Origin of the sequence: Hydrogenimonas thermophila, from assembly GCF_900115615.1 — a bacterium.
GTDB classification, from domain to species: Bacteria; Campylobacterota; Campylobacteria; order Campylobacterales; family Hydrogenimonadaceae; genus Hydrogenimonas; species Hydrogenimonas thermophila.
On record NZ_FOXB01000045.1, the window covers coordinates 1 to 18,025 of the forward strand.

Annotated in this window: 20 protein-coding genes; 7 read left to right on the forward strand and 13 right to left on the reverse strand. The window is 30.2% G+C overall.

Annotation, left to right across the window (positions count from 1 at the left end; genetic code table 11):
- From BM227_RS10805 to BM227_RS10830, 6 genes are all read right to left on the reverse strand, one after another.
- Positions 1 to 272, reverse strand: a 272-nt coding sequence (locus BM227_RS10805) for a transposase (protein ID WP_177202047.1), incomplete at its 3' end; no start/stop codon positions are given.
- Positions 273 to 298: 26 nt separating this feature from the next.
- The gene (locus BM227_RS10810; protein ID WP_092913817.1) at positions 299 to 2,002 is read right to left on the reverse strand and encodes an McrB family protein; all 1,704 of its coding nucleotides are present in this window, start codon (positions 2,000 to 2,002) and stop codon (positions 299 to 301) included.
- 20 nt (positions 2,003 to 2,022) lie between these two features.
- On the reverse strand, positions 2,023 to 3,606 hold the full coding sequence (locus tag BM227_RS10815) for a DUF2779 domain-containing protein (protein WP_092913819.1): 1,584 nt from the start codon (positions 3,604 to 3,606) through the stop codon (positions 2,023 to 2,025).
- A 77-nt stretch (positions 3,607 to 3,683) separates the two neighbouring features.
- Positions 3,684 to 4,511: an SIR2 family NAD-dependent protein deacylase gene (locus tag BM227_RS10820; RefSeq protein ID WP_092913821.1), complete on the reverse strand. Its 828-nt coding sequence runs from the start codon at positions 4,509 to 4,511 to the stop codon at positions 3,684 to 3,686.
- 15 nt (positions 4,512 to 4,526) lie between these two features.
- A complete protein-coding gene (locus BM227_RS10825; protein WP_092913822.1) occupies positions 4,527 to 5,744 on the reverse strand; it encodes an ATP-binding protein in 1,218 nt (405 codons plus the stop codon).
- Between the two features lie 86 nt (positions 5,745 to 5,830).
- Positions 5,831 to 6,658, reverse strand: coding sequence for an SIR2 family NAD-dependent protein deacylase (locus BM227_RS10830; RefSeq protein WP_092913824.1), 828 nt, complete (start codon positions 6,656 to 6,658; stop codon positions 5,831 to 5,833).
- A 156-nt stretch (positions 6,659 to 6,814) separates the two neighbouring features.
- Here BM227_RS10830 and BM227_RS10835 point away from each other — a divergent pair, with 156 nt between their 5' ends.
- Genes BM227_RS10835 through BM227_RS10845 form a run of 3 tightly spaced genes read left to right on the forward strand, consistent with a single transcriptional unit; the run spans position 6,815 to position 8,387 of the window.
- Complete coding sequence (locus tag BM227_RS10835; protein ID WP_092913826.1) at positions 6,815 to 7,069, forward strand: hypothetical protein; 255 nt, start codon at positions 6,815 to 6,817, stop codon at positions 7,067 to 7,069.
- Positions 7,066 to 7,413 (forward strand): type II toxin-antitoxin system PemK/MazF family toxin, encoded by a 348-nt coding sequence (locus tag BM227_RS10840; protein WP_092913827.1) that lies wholly within the window; start codon positions 7,066 to 7,068, stop codon positions 7,411 to 7,413. The genes BM227_RS10835 and BM227_RS10840 overlap by 4 nt, the downstream gene beginning before the upstream one ends.
- 59 nt (positions 7,414 to 7,472) lie before the next feature.
- Positions 7,473 to 8,387 (forward strand): helix-turn-helix transcriptional regulator, encoded by a 915-nt coding sequence (locus tag BM227_RS10845; RefSeq protein WP_092913829.1) that lies wholly within the window; start codon positions 7,473 to 7,475, stop codon positions 8,385 to 8,387.
- A gap of 2 nt (positions 8,388 to 8,389) precedes the next feature.
- On the opposite strand, the gene BM227_RS10850 is transcribed toward BM227_RS10845, so the two are convergent.
- The 4 genes from BM227_RS10850 to BM227_RS10865 form a co-directional block, all read right to left on the reverse strand.
- Complete coding sequence (locus tag BM227_RS10850; RefSeq protein ID WP_092913830.1) at positions 8,390 to 9,118, reverse strand: SIR2 family NAD-dependent protein deacylase; 729 nt, start codon at positions 9,116 to 9,118, stop codon at positions 8,390 to 8,392.
- A 207-nt stretch (positions 9,119 to 9,325) separates the two neighbouring features.
- Positions 9,326 to 9,919 carry a hypothetical protein gene (locus tag BM227_RS10855; protein ID WP_092913832.1) on the reverse strand — a complete coding sequence of 198 codons (594 nt, stop codon included), beginning with the start codon at positions 9,917 to 9,919 and terminating at the stop codon, positions 9,326 to 9,328.
- 6 nt (positions 9,920 to 9,925) lie between these two features.
- Positions 9,926 to 11,860, reverse strand: a complete 1,935-nt coding sequence (locus BM227_RS10860) for a GmrSD restriction endonuclease domain-containing protein (RefSeq protein WP_092913834.1) — start codon at positions 11,858 to 11,860, stop codon at positions 9,926 to 9,928.
- Positions 11,841 to 13,241 (reverse strand): DUF262 domain-containing protein, encoded by a 1,401-nt coding sequence (locus BM227_RS10865; RefSeq protein WP_177202048.1) that lies wholly within the window; start codon positions 13,239 to 13,241, stop codon positions 11,841 to 11,843. The genes BM227_RS10860 and BM227_RS10865 overlap by 20 nt, the downstream gene beginning before the upstream one ends.
- 469 nt (positions 13,242 to 13,710) lie before the next feature.
- On the opposite strand from BM227_RS10865, the gene BM227_RS10870 reads away from it, so the two are divergent.
- Complete coding sequence (locus tag BM227_RS10870; protein ID WP_092913838.1) at positions 13,711 to 14,082, forward strand: DUF2493 domain-containing protein; 372 nt, start codon at positions 13,711 to 13,713, stop codon at positions 14,080 to 14,082.
- 12 nt (positions 14,083 to 14,094) lie between these two features.
- On the opposite strand, the gene BM227_RS10875 is transcribed toward BM227_RS10870, so the two are convergent.
- On the reverse strand, positions 14,095 to 15,309 hold the full coding sequence (locus tag BM227_RS10875; RefSeq protein WP_092913840.1) for an ATP-binding protein: 1,215 nt from the start codon (positions 15,307 to 15,309) through the stop codon (positions 14,095 to 14,097).
- A 208-nt stretch (positions 15,310 to 15,517) separates the two neighbouring features.
- Between BM227_RS10875 and BM227_RS13240 the strand changes: the two genes are divergently transcribed.
- The 3 genes from BM227_RS13240 to BM227_RS10890 are packed head-to-tail and all read left to right on the forward strand — an operon-like array spanning position 15,518 to position 17,219.
- On the forward strand, positions 15,518 to 15,778 hold the full coding sequence (locus tag BM227_RS13240; RefSeq protein ID WP_092913841.1) for an SIR2 family NAD-dependent protein deacylase: 261 nt from the start codon (positions 15,518 to 15,520) through the stop codon (positions 15,776 to 15,778).
- A gap of 2 nt (positions 15,779 to 15,780) precedes the next feature.
- Positions 15,781 to 16,251 carry an SIR2 family NAD-dependent protein deacylase gene (locus tag BM227_RS13245; RefSeq protein ID WP_281244326.1) on the forward strand — a complete coding sequence of 157 codons (471 nt, stop codon included), beginning with the start codon at positions 15,781 to 15,783 and terminating at the stop codon, positions 16,249 to 16,251.
- A 47-nt stretch (positions 16,252 to 16,298) separates the two neighbouring features.
- Positions 16,299 to 17,219, forward strand: coding sequence for a hypothetical protein (locus tag BM227_RS10890; protein WP_092913844.1), 921 nt, complete (start codon positions 16,299 to 16,301; stop codon positions 17,217 to 17,219).
- Here BM227_RS10890 and BM227_RS10895 read toward each other — a convergent pair.
- Positions 17,216 to 17,638, reverse strand: coding sequence for a hypothetical protein (locus BM227_RS10895; RefSeq protein ID WP_092913846.1), 423 nt, complete (start codon positions 17,636 to 17,638; stop codon positions 17,216 to 17,218). The genes BM227_RS10890 and BM227_RS10895 overlap by 4 nt on opposite strands.
- A gap of 85 nt (positions 17,639 to 17,723) precedes the next feature.
- On the reverse strand, positions 17,724 to 18,025 hold a 302-nt coding region (locus BM227_RS12800), incomplete at its 5' end, for a hypothetical protein (RefSeq protein ID WP_218147950.1).

Below are 18,025 nucleotides of genomic sequence, written 5' to 3' on the forward strand. Positions count from 1 at the left end.
TGATGTTTTTTTACTAACTGGGGTTCAAAGGTTCCATTTCTATCTCTTGGAACTTCTAACTCAAACTCTCCTACGGAGCTTTTCATCTTTTTTGAAGATTTACCGTTTTTACGATTTTTTATCTCTTTGGATAAGTGTGATTCAAGCTCTGCTTCTAAAGCAGCTTCTGTAAGTTGTTTTATAAGTGGAGCAAGCACTCCATCTTTTCCATCTATTTTTGCACCTCTTTTTATCTGCTCAAGTGCTTCATTTAAATCAAATGTCTCTTTCATGTGTCTTTCCTTTAGAATATGTTATTCTATCGGATTGACACAAAATTTCTAACACTCCCTATGACAAGAATCAAGTATGGACTTATTAAATGAATATTAGGGTTGGAATGGGCTAGCAGATTACATCTACCGCTATTACTTTTTTCATCAGATACATACTTTAAAATATCTTCATCATTTACACCCTTTTCAAGTAGATGGTTATAAATTGCATCATAGTCACAACCTTTATAGACCCACTTAAACCTTCTTCTAAGTGCCAAATCAAAGCTATCTATACTTTTATCTATGTCATTCATTGTTGCCAAAAAATAGATATTTTCAGGTACACCAAAATATAATTCATCATCTATTTTTAAGACTGCATTTTTCTCTTCCCATAAGTTTGAGTTTTGAGTTTTTATATAGATACCTTGAATGTTGCCATCTTCATCAAATCTCAATCTTTTATCATCTTCTAAACATAGAAGCAGTTCTCCAAAAACTCTTGAGAGTTCAGCTCTATTTATCTCATCAGCTATAAAATAAAATTTCTTTGGTTCTCTTTTTTCATTTTTAGCACATATCAACTCTTTATATGCTTCTTGACACATTTTTTTAAACTCACCATCGATAAGTTCTAAATTTATATTATTGCCATCAGATTTAACAGGTTTAATTCCGTCTATAAAATCTTCATAGCTGTAGCTTGGATGAAATTGCACAATCTTAAAATATTTTGTTTCTGACTCATTGTTGTCAACTTGACTTTTAACTTTTCTCTTTACAAGATTTACTATATCGTGAGTTTTACCAGTTCCTGGAGCTCCATAGTAAATAACATTTTTTGCAGGAAGTATTGTTGGCTCCCATAGTTCCTTAATTTCATCTCTGTAAAAGAGGTATGGCTCTTCCTTAATATCTGATTGATATTTTTTTCTAATACAATGCAATTTCCAATCAATCTCTGGCTTAAATTCTTTAATTTCATTGTCACAATGATCAAATAGATTTTTTACAATTTTTTCTTTGTGTTCATTACTTAGTATAGGTTCATATTTATTTGGATCAAAGAAAAATAACAAAGCATTGAAAATAGAAGCTGTTTTTGTTTCTTCTTTTGATTTTTCTATTTCTTTAAAAGTACTATTTTTATCTAACACCCCTTTAGTAGTAATAGATACTTTATCTGTTAGATCAATCAATAGTTCTATTTCTGATTTTTGATTTTCTAATGTGTCATTTTTAAGATATTCTTCTAAAAACTTTATAATAAAAGCCAATTCAAACGGTTTGTTTGTATTGTAGTAAGTTCCTGTTTTTGCTATACCTACAATTTTTTTATTGAAAAATGGATTTTTTTCCAAAGATAAGCTCTTTAGCTCTTCATCTAAATTCAAAATCTCTTTCACGCTTGATATGGTTGTATCTATCTTAGCATTTGAAGGTACCAGTCTCCACAACCATACACAATGAGCTAAAATTTCAATGGCATCTAGTTTGATTTTTGATTTATTTTTTTCTTCACCTATAAGTTGCATTCTAATTTTATCTATAAAACTTGCATTACCAGCAAAACCGTTATTGATAAAATTATCAACCAGATATTGAACGCTCTCTGTTGTTAAGATCTCTTCATTGCTATCTAATCTAAAGATAGATTTTCTTTCAACTAAAAATCTTTGTTTAAAGTACTCAAAAGCATCATAACTGTTTTCTATTCTATTTATAAACATTCTATTTTCACTCATAGTAATCTCCAGTATTGAATTTATTTTATATCGCACCCACAAAATTCACACTTAATAACATTCATTTTTTCAAAATAGACATATTCTGTCTCACAATTACTACAAACATATACAAACCTTGTTTCATTGGCAACCTCTCTTAACTTCTCCAAAACTTTCACCATTGCCAAAGTGTCAAGTTCGCAATATCTAAGTAGAGCCTCTCTTAGACGTGCTTTCTCTTTTTCATCCTCTATTTCAGAGAGTTGTGCAAAAGTGCGCATTGCGTCGCCGCCGTTTTGTACGCTCTCTAACTTCTTATAAGCTTCAGCCATTTCAGGAACTAATGCAGGTAGGACATATTTAATGGAGTAGCTTCCTCTCATTTTTGGCGTGTAGTAGTGTCTCTTTTGAAATGGTGTCATCAAGTCTTGAATGTTGTCGTAAATGCAGAGAAGATGATCTCTAAACTCATCAAACTCTTCAGCCAATCTCTTTATGACACCCTTTTCAAAGCCCATATTGTAGGCTAATACTGTTACATCTGTCGGAATATCATTGACTAAATGTTTTGCAAGTTCATATCGTGGATCGGCTCCATCTTCTGCAAGAAACTCTTTATGCTCTAACTTGCCATCTTTTTGCTCTATGTGCAGTGAGTATTGAAAAGGGATCTGCATAAATGGGCTAATGCCTTTATATTCAGGGATCGCCTGTTGGAATGTCTCAAAATCGAGATGATAGAGTGGGTAATAGAGTGACTCTATAAACTCTCTGATCGCCTCTTTGTCTATGATCTCCTCTTTTGTAAGTTCAGATCTTATTTGAATTTGCTGTGCTGGTGAAAAGGTTGATATATCTGGTATATCTTCAAAATTCACTACTCCTTGTCTGTAAAGCTCAAACTTTTTATCGCTCTTTAGTCTTGATATATTAAAAATGCTATATTCTGGTATGTGCCTCCAGCAATACTCCACTGCATCGCACTCATAAGGATTGCTGCAATGTTTGCCTATATCTATTTGTGGTTCATTATTTTTATCGCTTAAAACTCTTCTAAATCCTTTCAGATTTTTGGGTATCTCATCTTGCAACTCTTTTACTTCATCTGTTACATCTGCTATGGTAAAGAGTTTATCTATCTCAAGTTCATCGCCTCTTACATATCTGTTGTTTAGATGGACAATGCTTACTTTTTTTACATTAAAACCGATTCCATTTAAGACATAGTATTGAATGGAAGTATCGTGCAGATATACATCTTTAACCTCTGTTGAACTCTTTACTTCATAGATCTCTACGCTTTTATCTTTGTTAATGTGGAGTATGTCAATGGCTACAAAGATATTGTCGTAACTAAAAGATGCTTCGTAAATGTTTGTAATGTTAGAGTCTATAAGTTTTTTTGTCTTCTCTATCATCCCTTCATAGTCGGAACTGTCAAACGGCACTTTTACGCCACCTGGAAAGAGTTCACACGCCAACTCTCCAACTCTGTTACCTGTTTCAAAGATCGCCTGCGTGCTTTCATCTGGCGGTGTTAAGAGATCTTTGCGGTACTTTTTGAGCCATAGTGATTTTTCACATTGTAAGCCTCTTGTATAGAGCGATTTTGAGAGATTCATATGCTATGCCTTTTGTGAGTTTTGTAAATTATATATTATATGGGTGACAACATTTTGTCGCAGTTGTTAAAAATTTATCATTCAAGTATAGCTTTTAACCCCTCTAAACCGCCTAACTTAAGACCAATGCTATTTTCATTCTCTACTTCGCTCTCTCTTGGGTTAATGCGAATGAGTGTGGCTTTTAGATAGTTTTTTGACATAGCGTTACCAAAACTTCTAATTGTAGCTATTGCTGTTCCTGCACCGATCTCAATGATTACAACTTTTTGTGAATTTTTTAATATTTGATCAAACCAGTGATCAAAACGTGCTTGTTGAGCATCTGTTCTTCTACTATTCCAGTACCAATCGCCAAACATCAAAATATTTGGTCTTACCACAGCTCCACAGTCTGGGCAGGTTGGAATGTCAAGAGCTTCAAATAGATCCATATCTACTCTAATTTCCAAATCATCAGCCGACCATATGCGATCTTGGCAATTTTTGCTACATTGCAAAAAGTGTATAGAGCCGTGAACCTCCACAATTTTATCTTCACTAAATCCAGCCTTTTGAAACTGACCATCTACATTTGAAGTATAGATAAAATAGTTTTCATCTTTCTCATTTACCAAATCCAAAAGCATTTTAAATCCGTCATGTGGAGTAGTATCTCTGTATAGGTGCAATCTATGACCATAAAATGCCCAAGCAAGTTTAGGGTCTGTTTTAAACCAGTGTGGTGATGCCATCTCAGAAAAACTCAATCCAAGCTTCTTAATAGGCGGATATGCTCTCCAAAATCCTTCATTACCTCTAAAATCTGGTAAACCACTATCCACTCCCATTCCAGCTCCAGCGGTTATTAAAACTGCATCTGCCTCTTTTACGATCTCTCTTGCTCTTTTGATTTTTTCTAACATAAATATTCCTATGCATTAGGCTAAAAAAGCTAGTGGTATCGCGTACATATTATGATCTACTTTTAACACTTGATCGCCATTATATAAAACAATCCCCTTGTCAAACTCATTTGGAATCTCTTTTGAAAGATGATAGATATGTTTAAAATCACTTTTAGATACTGTTTTAGAGTTTTTGATCTCTATGGCAATAACTTTAGAAGAGAGCTCTAAGATAAAATCGATCTCTTTTTTATCGCTTGTTCTATAGTAGTAGAGTTGAGAGTTAGTAGATGCGTAAGTTTGTGCTTTTATGAGTTCATTATAGACAAATGTTTCAACTATACTACCTTTAAAATGTGAAGCTTCAAATTCATCAGGTGTGGTTATTTGTAAAAGATAGGAGAGTATTCCGGTATCTGTTGCATAAATTTTTGGAGATTTTATTACTCTTTTTAGCTCATTTTTAAAAAATGGTTTGAGTTTTTGGACTTGGTAAGTGTGTTCTAAAACATTGAAGTAGCTGTCAAATGTTTTATTGTCAAGTCCTGTCTCTTTCTGGAGTTCATTTTTATTAAATATATTTGCACTTCTTAGCATTGTTAAACGATACAGGCTCATAAATTTGTCTATATTGCGAATATTAGCCAACTCTCTTGCATCGGACTCAATGTATGTTCTTATGTAAGAGCTAAACCAAAGATATTTTACTTTTAGGTTATCGATTTTTAGTATTTCTGGGTAACCACCATTTATGATTTCTTCAATCAGTTTTGAATTATCATACTTTTTTAAAATATATCTGTTTAAATCGCCACTGATGAGATCGATGATATTTTCATCTTTTCTATTTTTCTCTTTTAGGCTCAATGGGTAAAGTTCAACTATTCCAATTCTACCGGCAAGTGAATCAGATATATCTTTAAACCCTTGCAGTGAGGCTGAACCGGTCAATACAAACTCTCCATTTACTCTCTTTTTATCTACAAACTCTTTAATTGTAATTAAAAGATCAGGCAATCTTTGAATTTCATCAATGACTACAGGTTTATCAATACTCTCTATAAATCCTTTTGGATCATTTTTTGCCATTTCATATATATTAATATCATCAAGAGTGATGTAGTTTTCAATGTTTAAATGAAGAGCAAGTGTAGATTTTCCAACTTGCCTTGCTCCGCTTATAAGCAATACCGGAAAATATTTTAAATAATCTTCCAAATCTTTCGTTATTGCTCTATCAATATATTTCATACAGGATCCTTAAAATTTTAGGATTATAATACTAAAATTTTTATATTTATATGCTTAATATTTTTAAATCATTCTTTAATAAGACGTCACTCAAGTATAGCTTTTAACCCCTCTAAACCGCCTAACTCAAGACCTATACTGTTTTCATTTTCTACTTCGCTCTCTCTTGGATTGATGCGGATCAGATATGCTTGTTTATATGTTGAAGATAGCGAGTTACCTAAATTTCTAATTGTTGGAATGGCTGTTCCTGCACCAATTTCGATGATTGCAATTTTTTGTAAACTTTTTTTTGTACCTTTTAGCCATTTTCTATATAAACTATTTTGCACATCTGTTCTTCTACTATTCCAGTACCAATCGCCAAACATTAAAATATTTGGTCTTGCTACAGCTCCACAGTTGGGGCATGTTGGAATGTCAAGAGCTTCAAATCGATCCATATCTACTCTAATTTCTAAATCATCAGCCGACCATATGCGATTTTTACAATTTTTGCTACATTGCAAAAAGTGTATAGATCCGTGAACCTCTACAATTTTTTCTTCACTAAAACCAGCCTTTTGAAACTGCCCATCTACATTTGAAGTATAGATAAAATAGTTTTCGTTTTTCTCTTGAACTAGATCTAAAAGCATCTTAAAGCCGTCGTGTGGGGTTGTGTCTCTGTACAGGTGCAATCTATGACCATAAAATGCCCAAGCAAGTTTTGGATCGGTTTTAAACCAGTGTGGTGATGCCATCTCAGAAAAACTTAATCCAAGTTTCTTAATAGGCGGATATGCCCTCCAAAACCCTTCATTGCCTCTAAAATCTGGTAAACCGCTATCCACACCCATTCCAGCTCCAGCGGTTATTAAAACTGCATCTGCCTCTTTTATGATCTCTCTTGCTCTTTTGATTTTTTCTAACATTTGAATACCTTTTTTTAAGAATAATTGTATAGACTCTTTTCTAACAAAATTATATAATGTTCTATGTTTAAATTATGTCTGGTTTGAGTGGTATATTAAGAGTAATTAAGTAATATATTATTATGTAAATACTATTATTCGTATAAAGGAGATAGTATGATAGTAGCAGTAAATGAAATAGCTAAACATCCTAAGATTATCAGTGATGCAGATGAAATAATATATATTCAAGATAAACGAAAAAAAGAACTAAAAAGTATAGTTATCCCTGCAAGTTATGAACCATACTTACATGATGCATTAAAAGAAATAGAGTACCAAATGTGGCTCAAGCGTAATAAAGGATTACTTAACAGTAAACACCCAGAGATTCTTGAAGATGTTATAGATGATCTTGGAGATAAAATATGATTGAACAAGGTGAAGTCTATCTTGTTGACTTTGCAAAAAAATATAATAGCGAGTTTGGAAAAGTAAGACCTGCTGTTGTTTTACAGAATAATTTTCTTAATAGGGCTCTTGAAGATACACAATACCAATCTGTTCTTGTAGTTCCTCTCTCAACACAAGATATTCAAACAGAGTATAAAATTGAAATTGGTCCAAGAGATAATCTTAAAGAGAAAAGCTTTATAGTTGCAAATTGGCTCTGCACACTTGATTTTCAGAGGATACAGTTAGAAAAAGGCGTTATCACTAAACTTTCATCTGATGAGCTACAGCAATTAAAATCAAAAGTTTGCGATTTAATATAGGATGCATAGATGCTTAAAAATAGTAGATATTTAAATTGTGTCTGGTTAGAAAGGGTATTATGTCAAAAGCAAAAGATTATGAATCGACTCTAAAAAGGCTAAATATCATCATCTCAAGGCTTTACCTAGGTGAAGCTCTATCTGTTACCGAACTTGCAAAAGAGTTTGATGTAAGTACAAGAACTGTTCAAAGATATTTTAACGACTATCTTCTTCCGTCAGGTTTTGCTCTGAAGAAATCCGGTAAAAGATGGATTTTAGAAAATCCAGTCGATTTAAGCCTTGATCAAAGAAGCGAAGTTGCATTTGATGCTATTGAAAATTTTGCAAAGAGTGCGGGTATATTAGATAAAGTAAAACCGTATCTAAACAGGCTTAAACTCTCTTCTATTCACAATCCATTCTATGCAAAATTGGATATGGAAAAGATTAGTGAAAAGCTTGATGAGATAGCAGTTATAGAGAGTGGCATTAAAAACAAAAATGTGTTAAAAATCGAATACAAAATAGAGAATAAGAGATATGAATTTAGTGTACAGCCTCTAAAAATAGCAAATTTTGAAGGTTACTGGTATCTTCTTGGTATAGATTGCAAAGATGACTACTTTAAAAAGTTTCATCTAAAAAGCATTACAAAAATTGAACTTACAGAAAAAATATTTGAGATTAGCGAAGATTTTCAAAATAGGATCGAAAATGCCATAAATGTCTGGTTCGACCCTTACAGTGAGCCATTTGATGTAACACTTTTTGCTGACAGTATTGCTGCAAAATACCTTAGACGAATTCCAATCTCTAAAACACAAGTCATAGAGGGAGTCGATTGTGACGGCAGTGTACAAATAAGCATAAAAGTTACCGATAAAATGGAGATCAAAAATATCATCAAATATTGGATACCTCACATAAGAGTTTTAGAGCCAAAGTGGTTAGATGATGAGATCAAAGCAGAAGTTAGGGAGTTTTTGGAGTAAGGCTATTCCCACCAACTACATATGTCATCTTCTATCTTTGCCATTGCATCTTCTATGCTTTCATAGTAGATTTTATCGAACAGATGCTCTGGTAGATGCTCTGAAGGCTCTTTATTGCAAAGGATCTTTTTGGCAGGGGTATTTCCGATTAAGTAGGCTATAGGTACTACATTTCCCATTGTACCTATTACAACCAATATGGTATTGGGATTTGACAAATGATCAAAATATTTCATCATTTCTCTATATAAAGGGGCTGATTCATTAAAAAATACTATCTTTGGTTTTACACCCTTTAAACTGTTGCATTTTGGGCATCTATCTTTGCTAATATCAAATTCATTGTATCCTATATCCCAAACATTACCACAAGCAAAGCACTGCATCTTTGTAAGCTCACCGTGAACATGTAAGATTTCATCATTTTGAAATCCAGCCTGTTCAAATAGATCATCTACATTTTGGGTAATGTTTACTACATTCTCTTTGCCATACTTTTCAAAAACTCTTCTTACTCCAAAATGCCCCTCGTTTGGTTTGACATCTTTTAATTGGACTCTTCTTGCATTATAGAATTTATGAACAAGTTCAAAAATTTTTTTCCAAGTGTTGAAGTTGCACACATCTTCGATCTTATGATTTTCCCAAAGCCCGTCTGCATCTCTAAAGGTTTTAATGCCGCTTGGCGCGCTAATTCCTGCACCGCTAAAGAAGATGATCTTTTTTTGCATATCTTTTTCCTTTACTCATTAGACTCACAATATAAAAGCTCAAAGCTCTTAAATAGAAATAATACTCTTATTTGGTTCTAATCTTTGAACTCTCTTTATACTTGTTAATCTACTCTGTTGACATTGTAGTAAAAATCTAACATATTATAAAAAAGGCTCTTATCAAATCGTCTAAGGCAGATGAGATTTTGTTGATATTATTTTATTTTAAACAGTATCTTTAAAAAGATCAAACTTAAATAATATTGTATTTTTAATTTGCTTAATATTTTTATCTTTAGACTCTATGAAACCGCTAACAACTCCATCTGAATCTAAAAGATATAGTGCATTATCTTTTTTAAACAGTTTGTTGCAAGTTGAGATAATGTTTTCGTAAACTTCGTTTATGTAGAGTTCCTCTTGTGTTTTAAAATATTTGAAGTTTTTATCGACTCTGTCGGCATCAAAGTATCCCTTTTGAGGCAAAAAACTTTCACAGCCTATATATTCAATAGATATAAAATCATCATAGAGCTTGTTGTTTTCTTTGTGTTGTATCCACAAACCAGCCTCTGGCAACTCAAACCATAAAACAAGCAAAATCTTCTTTGTTATGCCTTCAAAATAGTAGAGATTACTCTTTAACTTTACAGGTTTATGATCAAATCTCTCTATATTGTTATCAAGCCATTCTCTAAAGATCACTTCAGATTTAAAAAAAGTTTTAGTGCATACTCTTTTTTTATGTTTTGTTATCTTTTTCTTTCTTTTGTATATGATGATTTTGTTTTTTAGTGGGACTTTGTATTTGTATGGCATTGGTGTTCAGTCTGTCTTTATAATAGAATTTTTTAAAATTCCTATCATCTCTTCTTGATGATCTTTACAATTTTCTGGAGTCCATTTATCATATTTACTATATACAAGTAGCATTTTTAAGCTTTCAATTGTTCCTTTTGATAATTGTTTTTCAATATCTTTTTTCTTTGTATCAAAACATTGATTTGTTAAGGTTGAGTTCATATGATTACTAATGAGTGCAAGATTTCCAAAATTATCTATATTAAATTCATCATTATTCCAATCTTTACAATTTTGTTCTGGATTTTGCGGTTGAATATGTTCAATTGAATTTAATCTTTTTAATCTAAAATTATCAATTTTTACATTTTCTAAAATTTTAATACTATTATTTTCCTTTTTCCAATATTTTTTATAATCTTTCCATAGTAGATAATCAAGTTTATAAAACCAATAGTGTTGAGTTGATGTTCCTTTATTTAATTTTTTTTCTAAATTAGTTAAATTAAAATCAGTTATTGTTTCAGTTAAATCAATTAATTTTTTGTTAATAAATTCAATAATACTAATATTACTACTTAATCTAATTTTTGCTAAATCTTTATCAAAATCTTCTAAAAAACTTTCAAATTTAGTATAAAAATCATCTTTTCCAATATATTCAATATTTTTATTAAGCCAAGCCAAAACTATACTTATCCAATCTTGTGCAAAATATTGAGGTGAAGTAAAATTAAATAAAAGTTGAAGCATTAAAATATTTTTTTTATTATTAGCATATTTTATACTATATAAATTTTTATCTTCAAATAGTAATGGATCATCTTTTTCATTTCTTTTAAATATAAAATAGTCATACAATAATCTCATTTTAAGTAAAAATTTTAAAAATTCTTTTGCTTCTTCTTTATCTTTTGCTTCTTCTGTATCAAAAATAAGCTTATTATCTTCTATATAATAATCAAGTAAATATCTATCATTAACTTTATAATTTGTAATGTCTCTGTTGTTTTTTGCTTGATATATTTTTAATACTTGAATTAAAAATATAGGAAATTTAACAATTGAGCCATACTCTTTTCTAACATAAGACTCTTCTTTGTAGTTATTGTCTCTTTCAATCTCATTATTAAGTATATTTAAAATACAAATTTTACTTTCATTAAAATCATCTTTATTTTTAAATAAATCAGGAATTTTATTTTCTTTTATAAAATTTCTAAAATCATTTCTTATTTTTTCTATTTTTTTTTCATCTTTTAAATCATTATAATAGATATAATCTTCTACATATACATTCATATTACTACAATAATCCCAAATTTTAGCCCAATTTATTTCATTATCATTTTTTAAAACTTCTAAAAATTTTGCTTTTAAAATCTGATGTTTTTCAAGTTGCTTACCACGATTATTCATAACCTCGAAATATTTAACTATATCAATTCCTTCTGGTAAAATTGTTAAAACTATTTTGCACAACTTGAGTAAATTTTCTAATTCAGACATGTTATCACTAAGTTGTTCTTTTTGAAGTTTTAAAATAGCGTCTATATTGTTTCTAAATTTAATATCGGCTTTTAGTTTTTTACTTTCGTTTTCAAAATCTTTTAAAAACTCATCATCTTCAGGTCGTATTTCATAATGAAGTTCAAAAATATTTTGTTTTATAATTTTAGCTATTAGATAAAGCGTAGTTAATCTTTGTTGTCCATCTATAACATCAAAAAATCCACTCTCTTTTTCTTCAACTACAATATTACCTATAAAGTATTTTTTATTATAATTCCTATTGTAAAATGTTAATAGATCATTTAAGAGAGTAGTGACTTCATCTTGAGTCCAAGCATATTTTCTTTGATATAGAGGAATTCTGAACTTAAAATTTTCCTTTATTAAGTTATCAAAACTATACTCTTTTATGATTTCACTTATACCTTCATTCTTCAGATTTGACATATTTTTCTCCTAAAATCTTTTTTAATTCACTTTCAAATTTTTTAAATGGTTCATAAAACTCCTTTTTTGTTCCAGATATCTCGTTAATATTGATTTCACCAATATGATAATCAATATATTTATCAATTTCTTTTATAACAGTTTGTGATGAGAACTTTAAAAATATAAGTTTGAAAACATCAAGTTTCTCTTCTTCTGACCATTCAAATTTGACAATACCATTTTTTCTAATAGAGTAATTACTTACTCTTCTTGATAAAAGTAAAATAAACATTCTAATAGCAAAAGGAACTAAGTTATCAAAACCGAATTTATCAACAAATAAAATAATGGCACTTTGATATATTTTTTTCAAAAATATGTTGCCACTTCCACTAACGTCATCAAGAATTGTAAATATATCTTGGTTTTTTAATTTTTCAATAAGATAAAAATATTTTAATACAAACCAAAAAAATCTCTCACCACCTTCAATTGATTGAATTACTTCAAAAGGTAAAAATTCTATTCCATCGTCAATTATAAATAATCCTTTTAAATTACAGCTTTTGGAAATTAAAGATAGCTCATTTTTTTCTATATCAAAGTCAAATTTTTTAAAAATTGGCGGTTGATTATAGTTATTTAACTCTTGCTCATCATTTTCTGCTATAAACTCTTTAAAAACATCAAGATATACTAAATCATCACCTATTAATTCTTGTCTTATAGCTTTTCTTATTAACATTAAATTTTCTAATACAAAATCAACATTATCTTTTGGTTTATCATCACTGTTTTTAGTTATATCTTCCCATCTTTTAGCAACCAATTTTTTCTTATTATGTTGCTTTATAAATCTTACATGATGTACTTTTAATAAATCTTTTCTTGCTAATGGTTTACCTCTTGTATTTTGTGAATCAAATAGTATAAAAGCTTCATCTAAATCTTGAGTTATAATATAAGTAACAATTGTTTTTTCTAATATAAATTTAGCAATATCCTTTTGTTTTTCTTCTGGAAAGTTTTTGAGCTTATTTTGTATAATTTTATGATTGTTTTGTATTGATTTTGTTGAAAGTTGGCTTATTTGAGAATTTGCTAAAAAAGTGCAATATGAGTTATTTGCTTGCTTTTCTTTTGTCTCTTCTTTACCGTTACATTGATTTAAAATATGAAGCAATAGAGCCAAAGTAATTGTTCGCTGCTGTCCATCTACAATATTTAATTTTTGTTGGCTATTTTTAGTTGTTTTATGGAAAATCATATTGCCAATAAGATATTTATCTTTTTTATTATTAAATGCTTCAATCAAGTCATCAATCAAATTTTCAACTTGTTCATTATCCCAACTATATGGTCGTTGATAGTCAGGAATATCTATATTTTTTTCAAACAACTCTTGAATAGTATAATGACCGAGCATATTATTATGGTCTGTTTGACTCATACACTAACCTTCAATAAAGCTTATTTTAAAATAATAACATAGTAATAATTATATTTTTATAAACTCATTTCTAACAAAATTACACATAAAACATCTTTACTAAGCTCTTTTGAGATTTTAAATGAATGATTTATTCTTTTGCTTTTGCCGTTCCAAAAGGTTATATCAAGATCTGATTCTTGCCAGATCTGCTTGTTCCTTTTATATGATTTGAGAGTTAAAACAATGATAGCCTATCGTAATAACATTTTAATTTTAAAAAGATATAAAATAATTATAATTAACTATAATAAATGATAATTCTGTTAAATTTTTGTAGCACTCTTTAATCATATACTTACCAAATCTTTATAACCAGACACAACCCAGCTATCTAAAACTATATAATTTTACAAGCAGATAAAAAGGAGTCAAAGAGATGAAGATAGCAGTAGTTGGTAGTAGAAATTTTGATGATTTCAAGCTTTTTAAAAAAGTGATGGATGAGTTTTTGGCTAAATATGATGAAGTTGAGTTAATAAGTGGTGGATCAAGTGGAGCGGATCAGTTAGCTTTTGAGTATGCGAAAGAGAATTTTTTGCCTATCAAGATATATTTTGCAAATTGGAAACGATATAAAAAATTAGCAGGATATAAAAGAAACAAACAGATCTGGCAAGAAGCAGATCTTGGCATAGCCTTTTGGGATGGAAAAAGCAAGGGTACAGCTCACTCATTTAAGCTTTCAAAAGAGTTTGAAAAAGAGATTTTCGTATATAATTTTGTAGAAGAAAAATTTATAGAAGTTTGATATGAGCTCAAATTAAGAGTGCCTTTTAATACGACTTGCAAAAAAGTGAGGAAGAAACTTTATGTTGCATCCATCAACTGTAAGCAAGCCGTATTGATCAAAATTGAAAAGATATCCATTTTCAGGATGATAGCGATCTATAAAACTATGATAAGAGCGGGAGATTTTCATTGTTGATAGTTTTGATTTTACTTCAACTGGTATCTCATCATCAATGATAAAATCGACTTCAGCACCACTTTTTGTTCTGTAATATTTTACATCCCAATCTATCAACTCTCTAAAAATAAAGTTCTCAAGCAATGCACCCTTATCGACACGCTCATCTAGTGGTGCAAAATTTTTGATAACAGCATTGCGTAAACCAATATCAAGAAAAAATATTTCAGGATTTTTTACAATCTCAAGACGTTTATTGGTAAAAAAGGGTGTCACTCTCTTAATGAGAAATGCCTTTTCAAAAATTGTAAGATACTCTTTAAGCTTAACACTATTTACGCCTACCACATTTGCCAACTCATCATAAACAACCAAACCACCTATCTGCAATGACAAAGCTTTAAGAAGCTTATACATCATTGTTTCATCTGGAATATTGGCAATCTCTTTAATATCTCTCAAAAGATAGACACTAAAAAGGTTCTTTAAAATCGTCTCTTTTTCTTCTTTGCTTTTAGCCAATATGACTCTTGGATACCCTCCATAAAGCATATACTCATAAAAGTGGGTATAAATTTTATCTGCCAACACTTTTGAAATCTCATTATCGCTATTTCGCCATATTTGATAGAGTGTTTCATCTTTGGCACGTAAAAACTCACCAAATGAGAATGAGTAGAGATTGAAGATAAAAATTCTACCTGCCAAGTAGCGTACCGCTTCAACAGACAACTCCATAGCAGAAGAGCCTGAAATAAAAATCTTCTTATCTGTTGTATCGTAGATATATTTTAGCCCTTTACCTCCAGATTTTGCATATTGAAACTCATCTATAAAAATATGATCGTATGGTTCTATGTAAAGTGCAATAAAACTCTTTATATCCTCTTCAAACAAAGCCTTAATCTCAATATCTTCAAAAGTTAAATAGATAGGATTGGAAACTTTGTTAGAAATCTTTTTTAATAGTGTTGTCTTACCTACCTGACGAGGACCAAAAATAGCTATGATCTCTTTACTATTTAGATAATTATCTATTTTATCTTCCAAATCTCTCTTAAAATACATTTTAACCCTGCTATAATTTTATTTTTTATCATTATAGCATAGATATTATACAAATTTACAAGCAGATAAAAAGGAGTCGAAGAGATATTGATGATTTCAAGCTTTTTAAAAAAGTGATGGATGAGTTTTTGGCTAAATTTGATGAAGTTGAGTTTGAAAAAGAGATTTTTATATATAATTTTGTATATAAAAAGTTTATGGAGTAGTAATGTCTCCAAAAAAAATTATATTTTTCAGTGGAGCCGGCATTAGCGCACCAAGCGGAATAAAGACATTTAGAGATGTCAATGGGCTTTGGGAAAATCATAAGATAGATGAAGTGTGCAACTTCTATACTTGGAAAGAAAACTTTGAGCTTGTGCATAGATTTTACAACCAAAGAAGAGTGCAGTTAAAAGATGTCAAACCAAATGAGGGGCATTTGGTGTTAGAAGAGTTTTTGAAAAGTATTGTCAAGAGAGTGTCATAAACATTACTCAAAATGTAGATGATCTCTTTGAAAAGGCTGGATTTGAAGAGGATGAAGTTTTACATATTCACGGCGAACTTACAAAGATGCAGTGTTTATCTTGTGGAAATATTTGGAAGATTGGGTACGATGAGTTTGATACAGCAAAAGATAGATGCCCAAAATGTGGCTCTTTGAAGGGAGTCAAACCAAAAATAGTATTTTTTTACGAATCCGCACCTCTATATAAAGATATGATGAAATATTTTGATCTATTATCAAATCCAAAGAGTATCTTGGTAGTCATAGGAACTATGGGAAATGTAGTACCCGTTGCAGATATGATAGAAGGTACTCCAGCTAAAAAAATTCTTTGTAACAAAGAGCCATCTAAGTTTTTGCCGGAAGATCTTTTTGATAAAGTCTATTATGAAAGCATTGAAAGCACAATCACAAAGATTGAAGATGATATAAGCAGTTGGTGGGAGAGTTAAATATATCAGGTTAATTATTTATAATTTTAATAAAATGGAGATCTACAATGAATAGCATAACTCTTTGCAATATAAACAAACTATTTCAAAATAGATATGTTTTTACAGATGAAGAGGGGATTTACTATCTTTGGCAGATCTATTTTTCAGATTTTGGAGCGACACTGGAGATAGTTGCTTTTAAAAAAGTGGACAATAAATTTGTAGAGATCGAAACAACAAAGGTTGGCGAACTACTTGATTATCTAAAATTTAGATTATTAAACAAAAGTGCAAGTGAGATCATAGAGTTTTTTAGATCTCTCTCATCTTTAGAGTTTAGTATTCCAAAAAGTATAATAGAAAAATTTGGAGAAAAGTTTTGCAGACTCTTTTTAAGAGATGCTGATAGTGAGCTTTTGTTTTTAGATACCAATGCAAAACATTGGATAATAGATTTTGAAAAAGTAAAAAACCGAGATAGTGAGTTTTTAAAAGAACCGGATCTTTTTCCTTTTTTCATCTCTGAACTTGGGGTGACTTTAACAAAAGATTTAAAACTGCAAAAGAGTGGCAAAAGTTTGAGTATAGAAGAGCTTGGGAAAATCTATGAAGAGTATAAGTTGAGCCTAATTCCTATCATAAAGAAGAAAGATAAGATTTTAAGAAAAATAGAGGAAGATTTAGAGAGAAGATTTTTTGAATCTTTAAAAGAGATCAAGAGTAAAAAAATATGCGACTATGAGATAGATCCAAAAGTTGAAGTTTTCGATACTCTGCTTGGATATGAGCCTATCTTTACAATCCATTACATAGAAGAAATGTTTAAAGATAAATCTCCATATAGCCTAAATTTTTATGGACTGGATTTAAAAGTAGGGCGGCTTTGTTGGTATGTTTTAGATGCGTTTGGACTAGAAAGTGTAAATGCTAAATTTTACTATTGGAGCGATATAGAGATAAAAAATCAGAAGTTTTTTAAAATTTAAAGCATTGCCTCTATATCTTCAGCAAAAGCCAAATTAAGATATTGGCTATTCAAAAAATCACTCTTTAGAAAATCAAAAAATCTTATTTTCTCTTTTTCATATTTTTTATGTGAAGAATTATCATTTTTTATGATAAGTAGATGATCTACAGTGACATCTTTTAAATCTGTAGCTATTTTTTCCAAAGGATCATTTGAGAAATGAACCAGCATATAGAGAGCAAAATCTATTATCTCAACAGATGGATCATTTTTTAATCTCTGCGGAGTTATATGGTAAACTTTTTTAATGATACTATAGACATTTAAACGATTTTCTTTATAGTATCTCTCCATCTCTTCATATACATTTTCTTGCAAATCTCTCCATCTTTCTTTCATAACCTCTGTTTTTAACTCATAATCTCTATATGGACTCATTTTGTATTAATTCCTTACAACAAAATTTAGTTTTAGTTGAGATAGATAAAATGCCAGCCAAATCCGATGAAATTTAAAACCAACCTTAAACATACTCTTGCTCAAAAAGCTGGGCTGTAAAGTAATCGTCATATTTGCAAGTCCTTTTAATTTCTGCCATTGTAGCTTTACCAGTAGGTAGCTTTTTATATTTATGTGCATTATGAAATAATTGAAATAGATTTAGTGCAAAAGACCTTAGTATTGCTATAGAAAAAGGCTCTTTATAGGCAATATGTTCATCTTCTTCCATTAGCATATCTAAATGATAATGGTAGGTTTCAACTCTCCAATGAGAGATTATTTTATTATAAAAATCTTCGGCAGTAGTTCTAAAATTGGCTATCA